General features: G+C 58.5%; 15 protein-coding genes. 12 read left to right on the forward strand and 3 right to left on the reverse strand.

Annotated features, from left to right (window positions below; translation table 11 throughout):
• The first annotated feature begins 149 nt into the window (after positions 1 to 149).
• Both BW686_RS16015 and purT read left to right on the forward strand, forming a co-directional pair.
• Positions 150 to 617, forward strand: coding sequence for a preQ0 transporter (locus BW686_RS16015; RefSeq protein ID WP_084918571.1), 468 nt, complete (start codon positions 150 to 152; stop codon positions 615 to 617).
• Between the two features lie 102 nt (positions 618 to 719).
• Entirely contained in the window at positions 720 to 1,901 is a 1,182-nt protein-coding gene (gene purT / locus BW686_RS16020) for a formate-dependent phosphoribosylglycinamide formyltransferase (RefSeq protein WP_084918572.1), read from the forward strand.
• Positions 1,902 to 1,957: 56 nt separating this feature from the next.
• Here the strand turns inward: purT and BW686_RS16025 are convergent, their stop codons facing one another.
• The 3 genes from BW686_RS16025 to BW686_RS16035 all read right to left on the reverse strand — a co-directional run bounded on the left by BW686_RS16025 (position 1,958) and on the right by BW686_RS16035 (position 5,474).
• The gene (locus BW686_RS16025; protein WP_084918573.1) at positions 1,958 to 3,268 is read right to left on the reverse strand and encodes an MFS transporter; all 1,311 of its coding nucleotides are present in this window, start codon (positions 3,266 to 3,268) and stop codon (positions 1,958 to 1,960) included.
• 133 nt (positions 3,269 to 3,401) lie between these two features.
• On the reverse strand, positions 3,402 to 4,649 hold the full coding sequence (locus BW686_RS16030; protein WP_084918574.1) for a transporter associated domain-containing protein: 1,248 nt from the start codon (positions 4,647 to 4,649) through the stop codon (positions 3,402 to 3,404).
• A 12-nt stretch (positions 4,650 to 4,661) separates the two neighbouring features.
• On the reverse strand, positions 4,662 to 5,474 hold the full coding sequence (locus BW686_RS16035; RefSeq protein WP_084918575.1) for a cytochrome C assembly family protein: 813 nt from the start codon (positions 5,472 to 5,474) through the stop codon (positions 4,662 to 4,664).
• 213 nt (positions 5,475 to 5,687) lie between these two features.
• Between BW686_RS16035 and ffh the strand changes: the two genes are divergently transcribed.
• The 10 genes from ffh to thrC all read left to right on the forward strand — a co-directional run bounded on the left by ffh (position 5,688) and on the right by thrC (position 15,042).
• Positions 5,688 to 7,064, forward strand: a complete 1,377-nt coding sequence (gene ffh / locus BW686_RS16040) for a signal recognition particle protein (RefSeq protein WP_084918576.1) — start codon at positions 5,688 to 5,690, stop codon at positions 7,062 to 7,064.
• A gap of 247 nt (positions 7,065 to 7,311) precedes the next feature.
• Positions 7,312 to 7,569, forward strand: a complete 258-nt coding sequence (gene rpsP, locus BW686_RS16045; protein WP_003377687.1) for a 30S ribosomal protein S16 — start codon at positions 7,312 to 7,314, stop codon at positions 7,567 to 7,569.
• A 5-nt stretch (positions 7,570 to 7,574) separates the two neighbouring features.
• A complete protein-coding gene (gene rimM, locus BW686_RS16050; protein WP_084918577.1) occupies positions 7,575 to 8,114 on the forward strand; it encodes a ribosome maturation factor RimM in 540 nt (179 codons plus the stop codon).
• Positions 8,115 to 8,119: 5 nt separating this feature from the next.
• Positions 8,120 to 8,872 (forward strand): tRNA (guanosine(37)-N1)-methyltransferase TrmD, encoded by a 753-nt coding sequence (trmD, locus tag BW686_RS16055; protein WP_002552523.1) that lies wholly within the window; start codon positions 8,120 to 8,122, stop codon positions 8,870 to 8,872.
• 44 nt (positions 8,873 to 8,916) lie between these two features.
• On the forward strand, positions 8,917 to 9,267 hold the full coding sequence (gene rplS / locus BW686_RS16060; RefSeq protein WP_002552524.1) for a 50S ribosomal protein L19: 351 nt from the start codon (positions 8,917 to 8,919) through the stop codon (positions 9,265 to 9,267).
• Positions 9,268 to 9,370: 103 nt separating this feature from the next.
• Positions 9,371 to 10,267, forward strand: a complete 897-nt coding sequence (gene xerD, locus BW686_RS16065; protein WP_084918578.1) for a site-specific tyrosine recombinase XerD — start codon at positions 9,371 to 9,373, stop codon at positions 10,265 to 10,267.
• Between the two features lie 146 nt (positions 10,268 to 10,413).
• Positions 10,414 to 11,115, forward strand: coding sequence for a hypothetical protein (locus tag BW686_RS16070; protein WP_084918579.1), 702 nt, complete (start codon positions 10,414 to 10,416; stop codon positions 11,113 to 11,115).
• Positions 11,116 to 11,359: 244 nt separating this feature from the next.
• Positions 11,360 to 12,100, forward strand: coding sequence for a bifunctional protein-disulfide isomerase/oxidoreductase DsbC (dsbC, locus tag BW686_RS16075; RefSeq protein WP_084918720.1), 741 nt, complete (start codon positions 11,360 to 11,362; stop codon positions 12,098 to 12,100).
• Between the two features lie 115 nt (positions 12,101 to 12,215).
• Entirely contained in the window at positions 12,216 to 13,520 is a 1,305-nt protein-coding gene (locus BW686_RS16080; protein ID WP_084918580.1) for a homoserine dehydrogenase, read from the forward strand.
• A gap of 112 nt (positions 13,521 to 13,632) precedes the next feature.
• Positions 13,633 to 15,042 carry a threonine synthase gene (gene thrC, locus BW686_RS16085; RefSeq protein ID WP_084918581.1) on the forward strand — a complete coding sequence of 470 codons (1,410 nt, stop codon included), beginning with the start codon at positions 13,633 to 13,635 and terminating at the stop codon, positions 15,040 to 15,042.
• The last annotated feature ends 94 nt before the right edge of the window (positions 15,043 to 15,136 follow it).

Below are 15,136 nucleotides of genomic sequence, written 5' to 3' on the forward strand. Positions count from 1 at the left end.
GGCTTTTGTGGGAGCGAACTTGTTCGCGAAGAGGGCGTGACAGTCGATGCATTTCCTGCCTCAGGATTAACGCTTTCGCCCACGTCTTGGCACGATCCTTGTCCTTGTTTGCTATCATTGCCGCTCGCTTGCACAGGCCCAAACTCTCCATGCTTTTCCTGATCGCTTACATCGGCAGTGTCGTGCTGATCAACTTCGCCTTTTCCAGCGCTCCGCATCTGGACATGATCTGGTCGGCCTGGGGCGGGCTGGTGTTTGTGCTGCGCGACATGGTGCAGGTTCGCTTCGGTCACGGTGCGATCATTGCCATGCTGGTGGCGCTGTCGCTGTCGTACGTGACCAGTGATCCCACGATTGCACTGGCCAGCGCCACCGCATTTGCCGTGTCCGAGTGCATTGACTGGCTGGTCTTCAGCATCACCAGGCTTCCGCTGCGTGATCGGTTGTGGATCAGCTCTGCGCTGAGCATTCCGCTGGACACCTTCATCTTTTTCGGCATGATCGATGCCCTGACCGCACCCGTGATACTGACCGCCCTGATCTCCAAGTTCGCTGGCGTGACAATGGTCTGGTTGATCATGGCCTGGCGAGCGCGCAACAGCGCTTGCCCCGGTTGAGCCCCATTTGTCCGGGCTTCGTGGTAAATTGCGCGCCTTTCTTCACTGCGGTTGCTCGCCTGAGGCGTGCAGCTCTCGATATCTGCTTCACGAGGACCTGAGATGACTCGAATCGGAACTCCACTGTCGCCCACCGCGACTCGCGTACTGTTCTGCGGCAGCGGCGAACTGGGCAAGGAAGTCGTGATCGAACTGCAACGCCTCGGCGTTGAAGTGATTGCAGTTGACCGTTATGAAAACGCGCCAGCCATGCAGGTCGCTCATCGCAGCCATGTGATCAACATGCTCGACGGCGCGGCCTTGCGCGCTGTTATCGAGCTTGAAAAGCCGCATTTCATTGTTCCTGAAATCGAAGCGATTGCCACCGCCACACTGGTTGAGCTTGAAGCCGAAGGCTTCACGGTCATCCCGACTGCACGTGCCGCGCAATTGACCATGAACCGCGAAGGCATTCGTCGTCTGGCGGCGGAAGAACTGGAACTGCCGACCTCGCCGTACCATTTCGCCGACACCTTCGAGGCCTACAGCAAGGCGGTCGAAGACCTGGGTTTCCCGTGTGTGGTCAAGCCGGTCATGAGCTCGTCGGGCAAAGGGCAAAGCCTGCTGAAAAGCACCGATGATGTGCAGAAGGCCTGGGATTACGCACAGGAAGGCGGACGTGCCGGTAAAGGGCGCGTCATCGTGGAGGGCTTCATCGACTTCGATTACGAAATCACTCTGCTGACCGTGCGTCATGCCGGTGGCACCACGTTCTGTGCGCCGGTTGGCCATCGTCAGGAGAAGGGCGACTATCAGGAATCCTGGCAGCCACAGGTCATGAGCCCTGCGGCCCTGGCAGAGTCAGAGCGCGTGGCCAAGGCCGTGACCGAGGCATTGGGTGGTCGTGGCATGTTCGGCGTCGAACTGTTCATCAAAGGCGATCAAGTGTGGTTCAGCGAAGTCTCGCCGCGCCCGCACGACACCGGTCTGGTCACCCTGATTTCTCAGGACCTGTCCCAGTTTGCCTTGCACGCCCGGGCGATTCTGGGACTGCCGGTCCCGTTGATTCGCCAGTTCGGCCCGTCAGCCTCTGCGGTGATCCTGGTTGAAGGCCAGTCCACACAGACCGCTTTCGCCAACCTCGGCGCCGCACTGGCAGAGCCGGACACCGCACTGCGCCTGTTCGGCAAGCCGGAAGTCAACGGTCAGCGCCGCATGGGCGTTGCCCTGGCCCGCGACGAGTCCATCGACGCTGCGCGTGCCAAGGCAACCCGGGCCGCTCAAGCGGTCAACGTCGAGCTGTAGGTTTGTAAGCGGCAAGCTGCAAGAAAGGACGCGCACGTCTTCTTGCAGCTTGCACCTCAAAGCTCCCTGTCTTTCGTTTCCTTCAGGCTCAACACCGCCAGCACGCTGATCAGCGCGGCTGCAGACACATACCCGCCGACCCAGCTCAAACCGCCCATCGCCACCAGTTTCTGGGCGAAGAAGGGCGCCACCGACGCACCCACGATTCCGCCCAGATTGTAGGCTGCCGAGGCGCCTGTGTAGCGAACCTGTGTCGGAAACAGCTCTGGCAGCAGGGCGCCCATCGGGGCAAAGGTAATGCCCATCAGAAACAGCTCGATGCACAGGAACAACGCCACCGCCCAGGTGCTGCCGTGGGTCAGCAGGGGTTCCATCGTAAAGCCCGACAGAATCGCCAGAACGCCACCGACTATCAGCACCGGCTTGCGCCCGAAGCGGTCGCTCGCCAGAGCTGCCAGCGGTGTCGCTGCCGCCATGAACAGCACCGCAAAGCACAGCAGGCCGAGGAACGTTTCGCGGGTATAGCCCAATGTGGAGACGCCATAGCTCAGCGAAAACACCGTCGAGATATAAAACAGCGCGTAGCAGACCACCATGGATGCCGCACCCAGCAGCATGGGCCTCCAATGCTGACTGAAGGTTTCGACAATCGGCAGGCTGAAGCGTTGATGGTGTGCCATCGCCTTGGCGAAGACTGGCGTCTCTTCCAGTTTCAGGCGTACGTACAGCCCGACCATCACCAGCACGGCGCTGAGCAAAAACGGAATTCGCCAGCCCCAGGCGCGGAACTGCTCGTCATCCAGCGTCATGGCCAAGGCCAGAAACAGGCCATTGGCCGCCAGAAAGCCGATCGATGGCCCCAGTTGCGGAAACATGCCAAACCAGGCTCGCTTGCCTTTAGGAGCGTTTTCGGTCGCCAGCAAAGCCGCGCCGCCCCATTCCCCGCCCAAGCCCAGCCCCTGACCGAAACGCAGTACGCACAGCAGAATCGGTGCCCATGCTCCGATAGTGGCATAGCCAGGCAAGACGCCGATCAGTGTGGTGCAGACCCCCATCAGCAACAGCGATGCCACCAGTGTCGATTTGCGCCCGACCCGGTCACCGAAGTGGCCGAACAGCGCAGAACCCAGAGGGCGTGCAAGAAAGGCGATGCCGAAGGTCAGAAATGACGACAGCATTTGTGCGGTGCCTGACGTCTGCGGGAAAAACACCGGACCAATGACCAGTGCGGCAGCGGTGGCGTACACGTAAAAGTCGTAGAACTCGATGGCGGTGCCGATGAAGCTGGCAGTGGCTACGCGGCTTGTGGAGTTGGCCGGTGTGGCGGGCACGTCATTATCTTCGCGAGCGAGCGGAGTACTGGTCATGCGGATTCCCTGACAGTCATCTCGCCGGTCGGCCTGCGCCGTGGCCCGGCAAGCGTTGATTATTGTGATTGTGGGTGCAGCGCTGAGCAGAGTAACGCGAATGCGGCGAGAGGCAACGGTGGCGCGATGGAATCTATTTGAACGTGCCCACCAGCGTGTTGTGCCACATGGCCACGCGAGTCACGCGGTTATCCTCGGTCTCGAGTATTTCCAGGCGGTAAGGCCCGATCTTCAGGCACACCGGAGCTTGCGGAATGGTTTCCAGCGCTTCGGTGACCAGCCCGTTGAGGGTTTTCGGGCCATCGGACGGCAGGTGCCAGCCAAGGCTTTTGTTCAGTTCACGAATAGAAGCTGCGCCTTCGACTTCAAGGCGTCCGTCTTCCTGGCGCTTGATGTGAGGGTTGTCCAGCCTTTGCTCGCTTTCGAACTCGCCGACAATTTCTTCCAGAATGTCTTCAAGGGTCACGATGCCCAGCACTTCGCCGTACTCATCGACCACCACACCCAAGCGACGCTGCTGCTTGTGAAAATTCAGCAGCTGCAATTGCAGCGGTGTACTTTCGGGTACGAAATAGGGTTCGTAGCAGACCGCCAGCAACTGCTCTTTGGTCAGCGTACTCTTGGGCAGAAGATGGCTGATATCGCGGGTGTTGATGACGCCTTGTACCTGATTGATGTCGTTGTGGTAGACCGGCAGGCGCGTGTGGCGGGAAATGATCAGGCGTTCGATGATCAGTTCGAGCGGGTCATCCAGATTGACACCGTCTACTTCATTGCGGGGTATCAGAATGTCATTGACGGTGATGCTGTCCAGCGCGCGGATGCCTGAGAGCACGTTGATGCGCGGGTTATGCTCCTGAACCACAACGTGTTGAACGGCTTTGTGCGAATCGTCATCGAAGGCCTGATGCTCAGGTTGCGCATGGCGTGACGTCACCGGGCGCAGGAGGGTCTTGGCAAGCACATTGAACACGTACGCCAGCGGCCAGACGATCTTCATCGGAATTCGCAGGACGCCATTACCCAGCAGCAATGTCGAAACCGGATGGCGGTTTGCAAGGCGACGCGGCATGTATTCGGCGAAGACCAGCATGATACTGAACGTGCCCAGCCACGCTACGGTCGGCCCGTTATAGAACCAATAGCCGGCAGCGATCAGCGTGGCAATGACGGTCACCAGCACCTTGATCATGGTGTTGCACAGAATCAGGCTGTTCAGGTTGAACGCAAGGTCGGGAAGCTTCGCGGCTTCATCTTTGCGGCTGGCGGCGCGCAATGTCTTGAGCTGATGGTGCGCGGCTTCGACTGCAGTCAGCAGGGCGGCCCAGAGAGTCAGCAGGGCGAGTACGCCGAGCAGGGGGCCGAGCGGCAAATTATCCATGATCAGAGGCCATCAGATGTGCAGAATGAATTCGCGTACCAGCTTGCTGCCGAAATAGGCCAGCATCAGCAGGCAGAAACCGCCCAGTGTCCAGCGGATGGCCTTGTGTCCGCGCCATCCAAGACGATTACGCCCCCACAACAGCACGCTGAACACCACCCAGGCCAGGCAGGCCAGCAGGGTTTTATGCACCAGATGCTGCGCGAACAGGTTCTCGACGAACAGCCATCCGGAAAGCAGCGACAGCGAGAGCAGTATCCAGCCGGCCCAGAGAAAGCCGAACAGCAGGCTTTCCATGGTTTGCAGCGGCGGAAAGTTTCTGATCAGCCCGGTCGGGTGCTTGTGCTTGAGCTGATGGTCTTGCAGCAGCACCAGCAACGCCTGAAAGACCGCAATGGTGAACATCCCGTAGGCCAGAAGAGACAGCAGAATGTGGCTGAGGATGCCGGGCTCTTCCATGATTGGTTGCACGGTGCCGCTGGGCGCGAATTGCGCCAGCAGGACGGTGATCATCCCAAGAGGAAACAGCAGCACCAGCAGGTTTTCCACCGGTATGCGTGACGTGGCGATCAGCGTGACGGCGATCACCGACGCGGCGATTAGGCTGGCCGAGTTGAAAAAGTCCAGGCCAAGGCCGACGGAGTGCGTCAGCTGGGAAAACAGAGCGAAGGCGTGCGCGATCACGGCAAGCGTGCCGAGCAGGCACAGCAGCCGTTTGTCGGGCCTGGCGGTCTGGCTCAGGCGCACGCCCTGATAGGCGGTCGCGGCGGCATAAAGAGCGGCGGCGGCGAGGCTGGGAAGCAGGCTGGGTGGCAAAGGGGACATAGATCCTGATGGACGGGCCTGGAAAGGCGCTGAGTTTGGCATATAACCGGCAAATCACGAAAGACCACAGAAGCAGTCTGCGTGGTGTCCGTGCGACGGAGTCTTCGCTATAATCCGCGACCTGCTCACGCCGCAGGCTCGCCGAGCGCCATTTCTGCATTACGGGCCGGGCCGCATCAACCGGGGTTCGACGAGAGCCTGAAAGGATCGCGCATGTTTGAAAATCTGACTGACCGCCTCTCGCAGACGCTGCGCCATGTAACTGGCAAGGCCAAGCTGAACGAGGACAATATCAAAGATACCTTGCGCGAAGTGCGTATGGCGTTGCTTGAAGCCGACGTCGCCTTGCCGGTGGTCAAAGACTTCGTCAACAGTGTCAAGGAACGCGCCGTCGGCACCGAAGTGTCGCGCAGCCTGACGCCGGGCCAGGCGTTCGTGAAGATCGTCCAGGCCGAGCTCGAAAGCCTGATGGGCGCTGCCAACGAAGACCTGGTGCTCAATGTCACGCCGCCTGCCGTGATCCTGATGGCGGGTCTGCAAGGTGCGGGCAAGACCACCACGGCCGGCAAGCTGGCGCGCTTCCTTAAAGAGCGCAAGAAGAAAACCGTCATGGTGGTGTCGGTCGACGTTTACCGTCCTGCCGCCATCAAGCAGCTTGAAACCCTGGCCAACGACATCGGTGTCACCTTCTTTGCCTCCGACATCAGCCAGAAGCCTGTCGAGATCGCCCAGGCTGCCATAAAAGAAGCGAAGCTCAAGTTCATCGACGTGGTCATCGTCGATACCGCCGGTCGCTTGCACATCGATGTCGAGATGATGGGCGAGATTCAGGCGCTGCACGCGGCGGTCAAACCGGCCGAGACGCTGTTCGTGGTCGATGCCATGACTGGTCAGGATGCGGCCAACACGGCCAAGGCCTTCGGCGACGCACTGCCGCTGACCGGCGTGATCCTCACCAAGGTCGACGGTGATGCCCGTGGCGGTGCGGCACTGTCGGTGCGCGCCATTACCGGCAAGCCGATCAAGTTCATCGGCATGGGTGAGAAGAGCGAGGCGCTGGAGCCGTTTCACCCGGACCGTATCGCTTCGCGGATTCTCGGCATGGGCGACGTGCTCAGCCTGATCGAGCAGGCCGAACAGACCCTCGACAAGGACAAGGCCGACAAACTTGCCAAGAAACTCAAGAAGGGCAAGGGCTTCGACCTCGAAGACTTCCGCGATCAACTGCAGCAAATGAAGAACATGGGCGGCCTTGGCGGCCTCATGGACAAGCTGCCAAGCATCGGTGGCGTCAATCTGTCGCAGATGGGCAATGCCCAGGGCGCGGCAGAGAAGCAGTTCAAGCAGATGGAAGCCATCATCAACTCGATGACGCCGGCCGAGCGCCGTGACCCCGAGCTGATCAGCGGCTCGCGCAAGCGCCGGATCGCAATGGGTTCCGGGACTCAGGTTCAGGACATCGGGCGTCTGATCAAGCAGCACAAACAGATGCAGAAGATGATGAAGAAATTCTCCGCCAAGGGCGGAATGGCAAAAATGATGCGCGGCATGGGCGGAATGCTGCCCGGCGGCGGCATGCCGAAAATGTAATTGTGTCGCGTGCAAGAGGTTTTGCACGCGTCCCATCCGGGGGGAGACTCCCGGCCAGCCCGTGTCATGCGGGCTTATACCCGCTGTCGTGATGACAGCTTCTTGGCAAATCTGGAAGGCATGCCGATAGGCGCCGGAAAAAGACATTTGCAAAAGTCCGGATATTCCTTAGAATATGCGGCCTTTCGGGCACCTATGCCCGCTGTGCATCTTAGATTTGCAGCACCGACTACAGGAACGATGTTCAATGCTAACCATCCGTCTTGCCCTTGGCGGCTCCAAAAAGCGCCCGTTTTACCACTTGACCGTAACCGACAGCCGTAATGCTCGTGACGGTTCCCACAAGGAACAGATCGGTTTCTTCAACCCGGTTGCCCGTGGTCAGGAAATCCGTTTGTCCGTTAACGAAGAACGCGTCAACTACTGGTTGAGCGTGGGCGCACAAACTTCCGAGCGCGTTGCCCAGTTGCTCAAAGAGCACAACAAGACCAAGGCCGCGGCCTGAGTCTTATGAACGCGACGCCTGCATCTGCCGACGATCTGATCGTCATTGGCAAGATTTACTCGGTTCATGGCGTTCGCGGCGAAGTGAAGGTTTATTCCTTTACTGATCCGATTGGAAACCTGTTGGACTACAAAACCTTGACGCTTCGGCGCGAAGGCAGCGTTGAGAAACAGGTGGAGCTGGTCAGTGGACGCTTGCAGAGCAAGTTTCTGGTCGTAAAGCTCAAGGGTCTCGATGATCGTGAGGAAGCCCGTCTTCTCTCAGGTTACGAAATCTGCGTGCCGCGCAACCTGTTCCCTGATCTGGACGATGGCGAGTACTACTGGTACCAGCTTGAAGGCCTCAAGGTCATCGACCAACTCGGGCAACTGCTCGGGAAAATCGATCACCTGCTCGAAACCGGTTCAAACGATGTAATGGTTGTAAAGCCCTGCGCGGGCAGCCTTGATGATCGTGAACGCCTGTTGCCCTATACGGAGCAATGCGTGTTGGCAGTCGACATGGCCGCTGGCGAGATGAAGGTGGAATGGGACGCGGACTTCTGAATGTCATGGCCAGCCTGCGCATAGAAGTCATCAGTCTGTTTCCCGAGATGTTTTCCGCCATCAGCGAATACGGCATTACCAGCCGTGCGGTGAAACAAGGGCTGTTGCAGCTCACTTGTTGGAATCCGCGGGATTACACCACTGATCGCCATCACACTGTGGATGATCGCCCATTTGGCGGTGGTCCGGGCATGGTGATGAAGATCAAGCCCCTTGAAGATGCCTTGGTTCAGGCCAGGCAAGCGGCAGGGGATGCGGCGAAGGTGATTTACCTGTCGCCACAAGGCCGCCAACTGAATCAGTCTGCGGTACGCGAACTGGCGCAGGAGGAAGCGATTATCCTCATCGCCGGTCGTTATGAAGGCATTGACGAGCGTTTTATTGATGCTCATGTCGATGAAGAGTGGTCGATTGGTGACTATGTTCTTTCCGGTGGCGAGCTGCCGGCGATGGTCCTGATTGACGCGGTTACGCGGCTGCTGCCTGGAGCTTTAGGGCATGTGGACTCCGCGGAGGAAGATTCCTTCACGGACGGTCTGCTGGATTGCCCGCACTACACCCGACCTGAGGTGTATGCGGATCAGCGTGTTCCCGACGTGTTGCTAAGTGGCAATCACGCGCACATCCGGCGTTGGCGTTTACAGCAGTCCCTTGGGCGGACCTATGAACGACGCGCTGATCTTCTGGAAAGCCGCTCGCTTTCTGGAGAAGAGAAGAAGCTGCTGGCGGAATACATCCGCGAGCGGGACGATAGTTAACGTATCGATGGTCGATCCAGACGGATTACCTTAGGAGCACCAGCATGACTAACAAAATCATTCTTGCCCTCGAAGCAGAGCAGATGACCAAAGAGATCCCTACCTTTGCACCGGGCGACACCATTGTCGTTCAGGTTAAAGTGAAGGAAGGCGACCGCGCTCGTCTGCAAGCATTCGAAGGCGTTGTCATTGCCAAGCGTAACCGTGGCGTGAACAGTGCTTTCACTGTTCGTAAAATCTCCAACGGTGTTGGCGTTGAGCGTACTTTCCAGACTTACAGCCCGCAAATCGACAGCATGGCTGTGAAACGTCGCGGTGACGTTCGCAAGGCCAAACTGTACTACCTGCGTGACCTGTCCGGTAAAGCAGCGCGCATCAAGGAAAAACTGTCCTGATACAGTTTTTCGATGCATAAAAAAGGCAGCCTCAGGGCTGCCTTTTTGCTGTCTGTTGTTTGATGATTTGCCTCCGGCATCTCCACATAGGGTTTGAGTAAAAATGGCTGCCGTCGACCATCCGCTGATTGACCGGTTTCTGGATGCGCTCTGGCTCGAAAAGGGCCTGTCCGATAACACCCGCGACTCCTATCGCAGCGATCTGGCGCTGTTCAACGGCTGGTTGCAGGAACGCAGCGTGGATCTGCCCGGTGCCGGGCGCGACGTAATCCTCGATCATCTTGCATGGCGCGTCGAAAACGCCTACAAGCCGCGTTCTACTGCCCGTTTTCTGTCCGGCGCACGCGGTTTTTACCGTTACCTGCTGCGCGAAAAGCTGATTACAGTCGATCCGACCCTGCAAATCGACATGCCTCAACTGGGCAAGCCGTTGCCCAAGTCACTCTCTGAAGCCGACGTCGAGGCGTTGCTGGCCGCACCGGACTTGAGTGAGCCCATCGGCCAACGTGATCGGGCGATGCTTGAAGTGTTGTATGCCTGCGGTTTGCGAGTAACCGAACTGATCAGCCTGACACTGGAACAGGTCAACCTGCGCCAAGGCGTGCTGCGGGTCATGGGCAAAGGCAGCAAGGAGCGGCTGGTGCCGATGGGCGAAGAGGCCATCGTCTGGGTCGAGCGATATATGCGCGGCGCCCGCGACGAACTGCTCGGCGGAAGGCCCAGCGACGTGCTGTTCCCTAGCACGCGCGGCGAGCAGATGACCCGCCAGACCTTCTGGCACCGTATCAAGCACCAGGCGACGGTTGCGGGTATCGGCAAATCCCTGTCACCGCACACCCTGCGCCACGCGTTCGCGACTCACTTGCTCAATCACGGTGCCGACCTGCGCGTGGTGCAGATGCTCCTCGGCCACAGCGACCTGTCGACGACCCAGATCTACACCCATGTGGCCCGCGCGCGCCTGCATGAAATGCACGCGAAGCATCATCCTCGGGGTTAGGCGTTGATGATATCGAGCCACGCCCCTGTTTGAGGCGGTTTCATCGGTGATTATTTCAAATCGTTCTTGTAGAAGGCGAGTGTCGGGGCGCGGGCTGACTATTCTTGACGTGAGGGTTTTAAAACCAATTATCAAGGATGATCGATATGCCTGTTGAAAAGAAACAGCTTTCATTTCTCGCGACGCTGGAGTTGAAAGACGGCACAAAGCTGGCTTTTTCAAAAGTTGTAGCGAATGGTGAGCAGAACGGTGAGCATAGCGAAGCCCATGAGTATCTTTGTGCGAACTCCTTGGCCAAAGATACTCTGAAGCTTTATTTCAGGGCGGGCAGCGACGGTGAGTACGTTTTGCTGAATAGAGGCGTGGTGCCTGGTGTTTCGGCTCTATTGCAGGTGTATGAGAAAACGCATGAGTATGAGTATGACCCGATGCCAGTGTCTGAGCGGACCCAAGGGCAGGTACTAGATTCAAGGCCACCGGTCGACGGTAATATTGATGAGTCGGAAAGTTCTCCTCCACCGCCCGCTTCTTCAACGCCTGAAACAACATCCCCCGTTTATCTCGGTGTCAACGCTGGCGGCTGGGTCTTTAAAACAGACAATTCGGGATTGGCTTACGTGGCTCGGATAGTGCCTGAGCAAGGTCGTGAGTTTTCAATAGAAAGCAATGACGCTCACTATGTTTATCTGACATCCGGCGCAAGCAAGAACCCTATGCAAACCTATAAGCGAGAGAGCTTCCCCAGCGGTGCATGGTTTGCCTGGATGACTGACCGTGACGGGGTAGATGAGGTCTTGAAGCTGACCATCATTGAGCGGTATGACGAAAACGGTGCGGTTCGGAAGTAGATTTCTGACGGGCCTTACACTGTCCGTTACTCCAGACGTCGAAATAGGCAATACACAGCCTGGGTGCCTCACCGGCACCCATGTTTCACTTGAAAGCCTGCAATCCATCCGGGAAACATCCGGAATGACGACGTCCTGTCGGCCCCGCGAGCCTTATGTGATAGGCTTTGCCGGTTTCGCAGAACAAGGCCGGACCCTCCTGTTTTTTGCAGCCGTCAGCCTGTCCGCCGTCATAGGAGTTTTCATGCGTTTGCCCCAGATTTTCGCTGCCGCCGCTTTCATGCTGGCCGGCACATTCAGTATGTTCGCCGTCGCAGATACCGCCCCCGATCAGGCTATTCGCAAGACGCTGGATTCGCTCCAGCTGGAACTGCCGGTCGAGAGCATTTCACCGAGCCCGCTCAACGGCCTTTACGAGGTCAAGCTCAAGGGCGGCCGAGTGCTGTACGCCAGCGCGGACGGTCAGTTCGTGGTTCAGGGCTACCTGTTTCAGGTGCAGAACGGCAAGCCGGTCAACCTGACCGAAAAAACCGAGCGTCTGGCCATTTCCAAGACGATCAATGCCATTCCGCTTTCCGAGATGGTGATCTATCCGGCTGTCGGCGAAGCCAAGTCGCACATCACGGTGTTCACCGACACCACCTGCCCGTACTGCCACAAACTGCATGAAGAAGTCGCGCAGTTGAACAAAATGGGCGTAGAAGTCCGTTACATGGCATTCCCGCGCCAGGGGCTCGGTTCGCCAGGTGATGAACAATTGCAGGCCGTCTGGTGTTCAAAGGACCGCAAGGCCGCAATGGACCGCATGGTCGACGGCAAGGACATCAAAGCTGCCAAGTGCGACAACCCGGTCAGCAAGCAATATGAAATCGGCCAGTCTATCGGCGTGAACGGTACGCCTGCAATTGTTTTGGCGGACGGTCAGGTAATTCCGGGCTACCAGCCTGCCGCACAGGTTGCCAAACTGGCGATGGGCGCTAAATAGAACGGCGTCGTGTGGGGCGCAACCTTCGCGCCTCGTCCAATTTGTGGCCGCATGGCGACATGCGGCGGTTTTCCACGGCTGATTCAGCATCGGCCGTTTTTCGGGGAGTTCATCAGTGAAACCGGTCAAAGTAGGCATATGTGGGCTGGGTACTGTCGGTGGCGGTACTTTCAACGTACTTCAGCGTAACGCCGAGGAAATTGCCCGCCGTGCCGGGCGTGGAATCGAAGTGGCGCAAATTGCGGTTCGTACACCCAATCCCGACTGCCAGATTGCCGGTACACCGACCACCAGCGACGTGTTCGCCGTGGCGACCAACCCTGAAATCGATATCGTCGTCGAACTGATCGGCGGTTACACCGTTGCCCGTGAACTGGTGCTCAAGGCCATCGAAAACGGCAAGCACGTGGTCACGGCCAACAAGGCGCTGATCGCTGTTCACGGCAATGAAATTTTCGCCAAAGCGCGTGAGAAGGGCGTGATCGTTGCGTTTGAAGCGGCTGTCGCGGGTGGCATTCCGGTCATCAAGGCCATCCGTGAGGGGCTGTCGGCGAACCGTATCAACTGGCTCGCAGGCATCATCAACGGTACGGGCAACTTCATCCTGACCGAAATGCGCGAAAAGGGCCGTACCTTCCAGGACGTCCTCGCCGAAGCTCAGGCTCTGGGTTACGCCGAGGCCGATCCGACCTTCGACGTAGAAGGCATCGACGCTGCACACAAGCTGACAATCCTGGCGTCCATTGCGTTCGGTATCCCGCTGCAGTTCGACAAGGCGTACACCGAAGGCATCACCAAACTGACCACTGCGGACGTGAACTACGCCGAAGCACTGGGCTACCGCATCAAGCACCTGGGTGTTGCGCGCAGCACGGCGCAGGGCATCGAGCTGCGCGTACACCCGACGCTGATCCCGGCTGATCGCCTGATCGCCAACGTAAATGGCGTCATGAACGCGGTGATGGTCAACGGTGATGCCTCCGGTTCAACGCTGTTTTATGGCGCTGGCGCCGGCAAGGAGCCGACCGCTTCGTCGGTGATTGCCGATCTGGTGGACGTGGTGCGTGCCATGACCTGCGACCCGGAAAACCGCGTGCCCCATCTGGCCTTCCAGCCCGACTCGTTGTCCGCTCACCCGATCCTGCCGATCGAAGCCTGCGAAAGTGCCTACTACCTGCGCATCCAGGCCAAGGATCATCCGGGCGTACTGGCGCAGGTGGCAAGCATCCTGTCCGAGCGCGGCATCAACATCGAATCGATCATGCAAAAGGAAGTCGAAGAACACGATGGCCTGGTGCCGATGATCCTGTTGACGCACCGCGTGCTGGAACAGCGCATCAATGACGCCATTCAGGCCCTGGAAGCTCTTCAGGATGTTGCAGGCCCGGTGGTTCGCATTCGCGTCGAGCACCTAAACTAACGTCAGCTGCGAGCCGTCAGTTGCACGTCTGACGCTCGTCGCCTTGAACTCGATGCTGAGCGCTTGAGGCTTTTCGCTTCGGGCGTTCAGCTCAAACCAAAGGTTTGATCCCATGCGCTATATCAGTACTCGCGGGCAGGCACCGGCCCTGAATTTCGAAGACGTCCTGTTGACTGGTCTGGCCAGCGATGGCGGCCTCTATGTGCCCGAAAACCTGCCGCGCTTTACTCAGGAAGAAATCGCCTCCTGGGCGGGACTTCCGTATCACGAGCTGGCCTTCCGGGTCATGCGTCCCTTCGTGACAGGCAGCATTCCGGATGCCGATTTCAAACAGATTCTCGAAGAGACCTACGGCGTCTTCGCCCACAGTGCCGTCGCGCCATTGCGCCAGTTGAATGGCAACGAGTGGGTGCTTGAGCTGTTCCACGGTCCTACCCTGGCGTTCAAGGATTTCGCACTGCAACTGCTCGGTCGTCTGCTGGACTACGTGCTGGCCAAGCGCGGCGAGCGTGTCGTGATCATTGGCGCCACCTCGGGTGACACCGGTTCTGCGGCCATTGAAGGCTGCCGCCGCTGCGACAACGTCGACATCTTCATCCTGCACCCGAACAACCGTGTTTCGGACGTTCAGCGTCGGCAGATGACCACCATCTTCGGCGATAACATCCATAACATCGCTGTGGAAGGCAACTTTGACGATTGCCAGGAAATGGTCAAGGCCAGCTTCGCCGACCAGGGCTTCCTGAAAGGCACGCGCCTGGTGGCGGTCAACTCGATCAACTGGGCGCGGATCATGGCCCAGATCGTCTACTACTTTCATGCGTCGCTGCAGTTGGGTGGCCCTGCGCGGTCGGTCTCGTTCTCGGTACCTACCGGCAACTTCGGCGATATCTTCGCCGGGTACCTGGCGCGCAACATGGGGCTGCCGATCAATCAACTGATCGTCGCCACCAACCGCAACGACATCCTGCACCGCTTCATGAGCGGCAATCAGTACGTCAAGGAAACCCTTCACGCCACGTTGTCGCCTTCTATGGACATCATGGTGTCCTCGAACTTCGAACGCCTGCTGTTCGACATGCACGGTCGCAAGGGATCAGCAATCGCCGAATTGATGAGCACCTTCAGGCAGGGGGGCGGTTTCAGTGTCGAAGAAGAGCGCTGGACCGAGACCCGCAAACTGTTCGACTCTCTGGCGGTCAGCGATGAGGACACCTGCAAGACCATCACCGACGTGTTCAAGAGCACCGGCGAGCTGCTTGACCCGCATACCGCTATCGGTGTGAAGGCCGCCCGTGAATGTCGTCGCAGTCTGGACACGCCAATGGTGATTCTGGGGACGGCGCATCCGGTCAAATTCCCGGAGGCAGTGGAGAAAGCCGGTGTAGGAAAAGCGCTTGAGCTACCTGCACATTTGTCTGATTTGTTCGAGCGTGACGAGCGCTGCACCGTACTGCCGAATGACCTGAAAGCCATACAGGCGTTTGTCAGCCAGCATGGTAACCGCGGCAAACCGCTCTGACAGAAGCCTCGTGTAACAACTTTAGGCCCGCCATTTGGCGGGCCTTTCTGTTTCTACGTGCCAAACTTCGCTGGTTTTTCGAACCAGAGAGTTG

This window comes from Pseudomonas syringae (genome assembly GCF_002157375.1).
In the GTDB taxonomy this organism is placed as follows: Bacteria; Pseudomonadota; Gammaproteobacteria; order Pseudomonadales; family Pseudomonadaceae; genus Aquipseudomonas; species Aquipseudomonas syringae_T.

Coding starts and splice junctions, on each gene's coding strand:
- BW686_RS16030 (WP_084918574.1), bottom strand. CDS start 4,649: ATGGATAATTTGCCGCTCGGCCCCCTGCTCGGCGTACTCGCCCTGCTG.
- purT (WP_084918572.1), top strand. CDS start 720: ATGACTCGAATCGGAACTCCACTGTCGCCCACCGCGACTCGCGTACTG.
- BW686_RS16035 (WP_084918575.1), bottom strand. CDS start 5,474: ATGTCCCCTTTGCCACCCAGCCTGCTTCCCAGCCTCGCCGCCGCCGCT.
- BW686_RS16015 (WP_084918571.1), top strand. CDS start 150: ATGCTTTTCCTGATCGCTTACATCGGCAGTGTCGTGCTGATCAACTTC.
- thrC (WP_084918581.1), top strand. CDS start 13,633: ATGCGCTATATCAGTACTCGCGGGCAGGCACCGGCCCTGAATTTCGAA.
- rimM (WP_084918577.1), top strand. CDS start 7,575: ATGAACGCGACGCCTGCATCTGCCGACGATCTGATCGTCATTGGCAAG.
- trmD (WP_002552523.1), top strand. CDS start 8,120: ATGGCCAGCCTGCGCATAGAAGTCATCAGTCTGTTTCCCGAGATGTTT.
- BW686_RS16025 (WP_084918573.1), bottom strand. CDS start 3,268: ATGACCAGTACTCCGCTCGCTCGCGAAGATAATGACGTGCCCGCCACA.
- xerD (WP_084918578.1), top strand. CDS start 9,371: ATGGCTGCCGTCGACCATCCGCTGATTGACCGGTTTCTGGATGCGCTC.
- ffh (WP_084918576.1), top strand. CDS start 5,688: ATGTTTGAAAATCTGACTGACCGCCTCTCGCAGACGCTGCGCCATGTA.
- BW686_RS16070 (WP_084918579.1), top strand. CDS start 10,414: ATGCCTGTTGAAAAGAAACAGCTTTCATTTCTCGCGACGCTGGAGTTG.
- rplS (WP_002552524.1), top strand. CDS start 8,917: ATGACTAACAAAATCATTCTTGCCCTCGAAGCAGAGCAGATGACCAAA.
- dsbC (WP_084918720.1), top strand. CDS start 11,360: ATGCGTTTGCCCCAGATTTTCGCTGCCGCCGCTTTCATGCTGGCCGGC.
- rpsP (WP_003377687.1), top strand. CDS start 7,312: ATGCTAACCATCCGTCTTGCCCTTGGCGGCTCCAAAAAGCGCCCGTTT.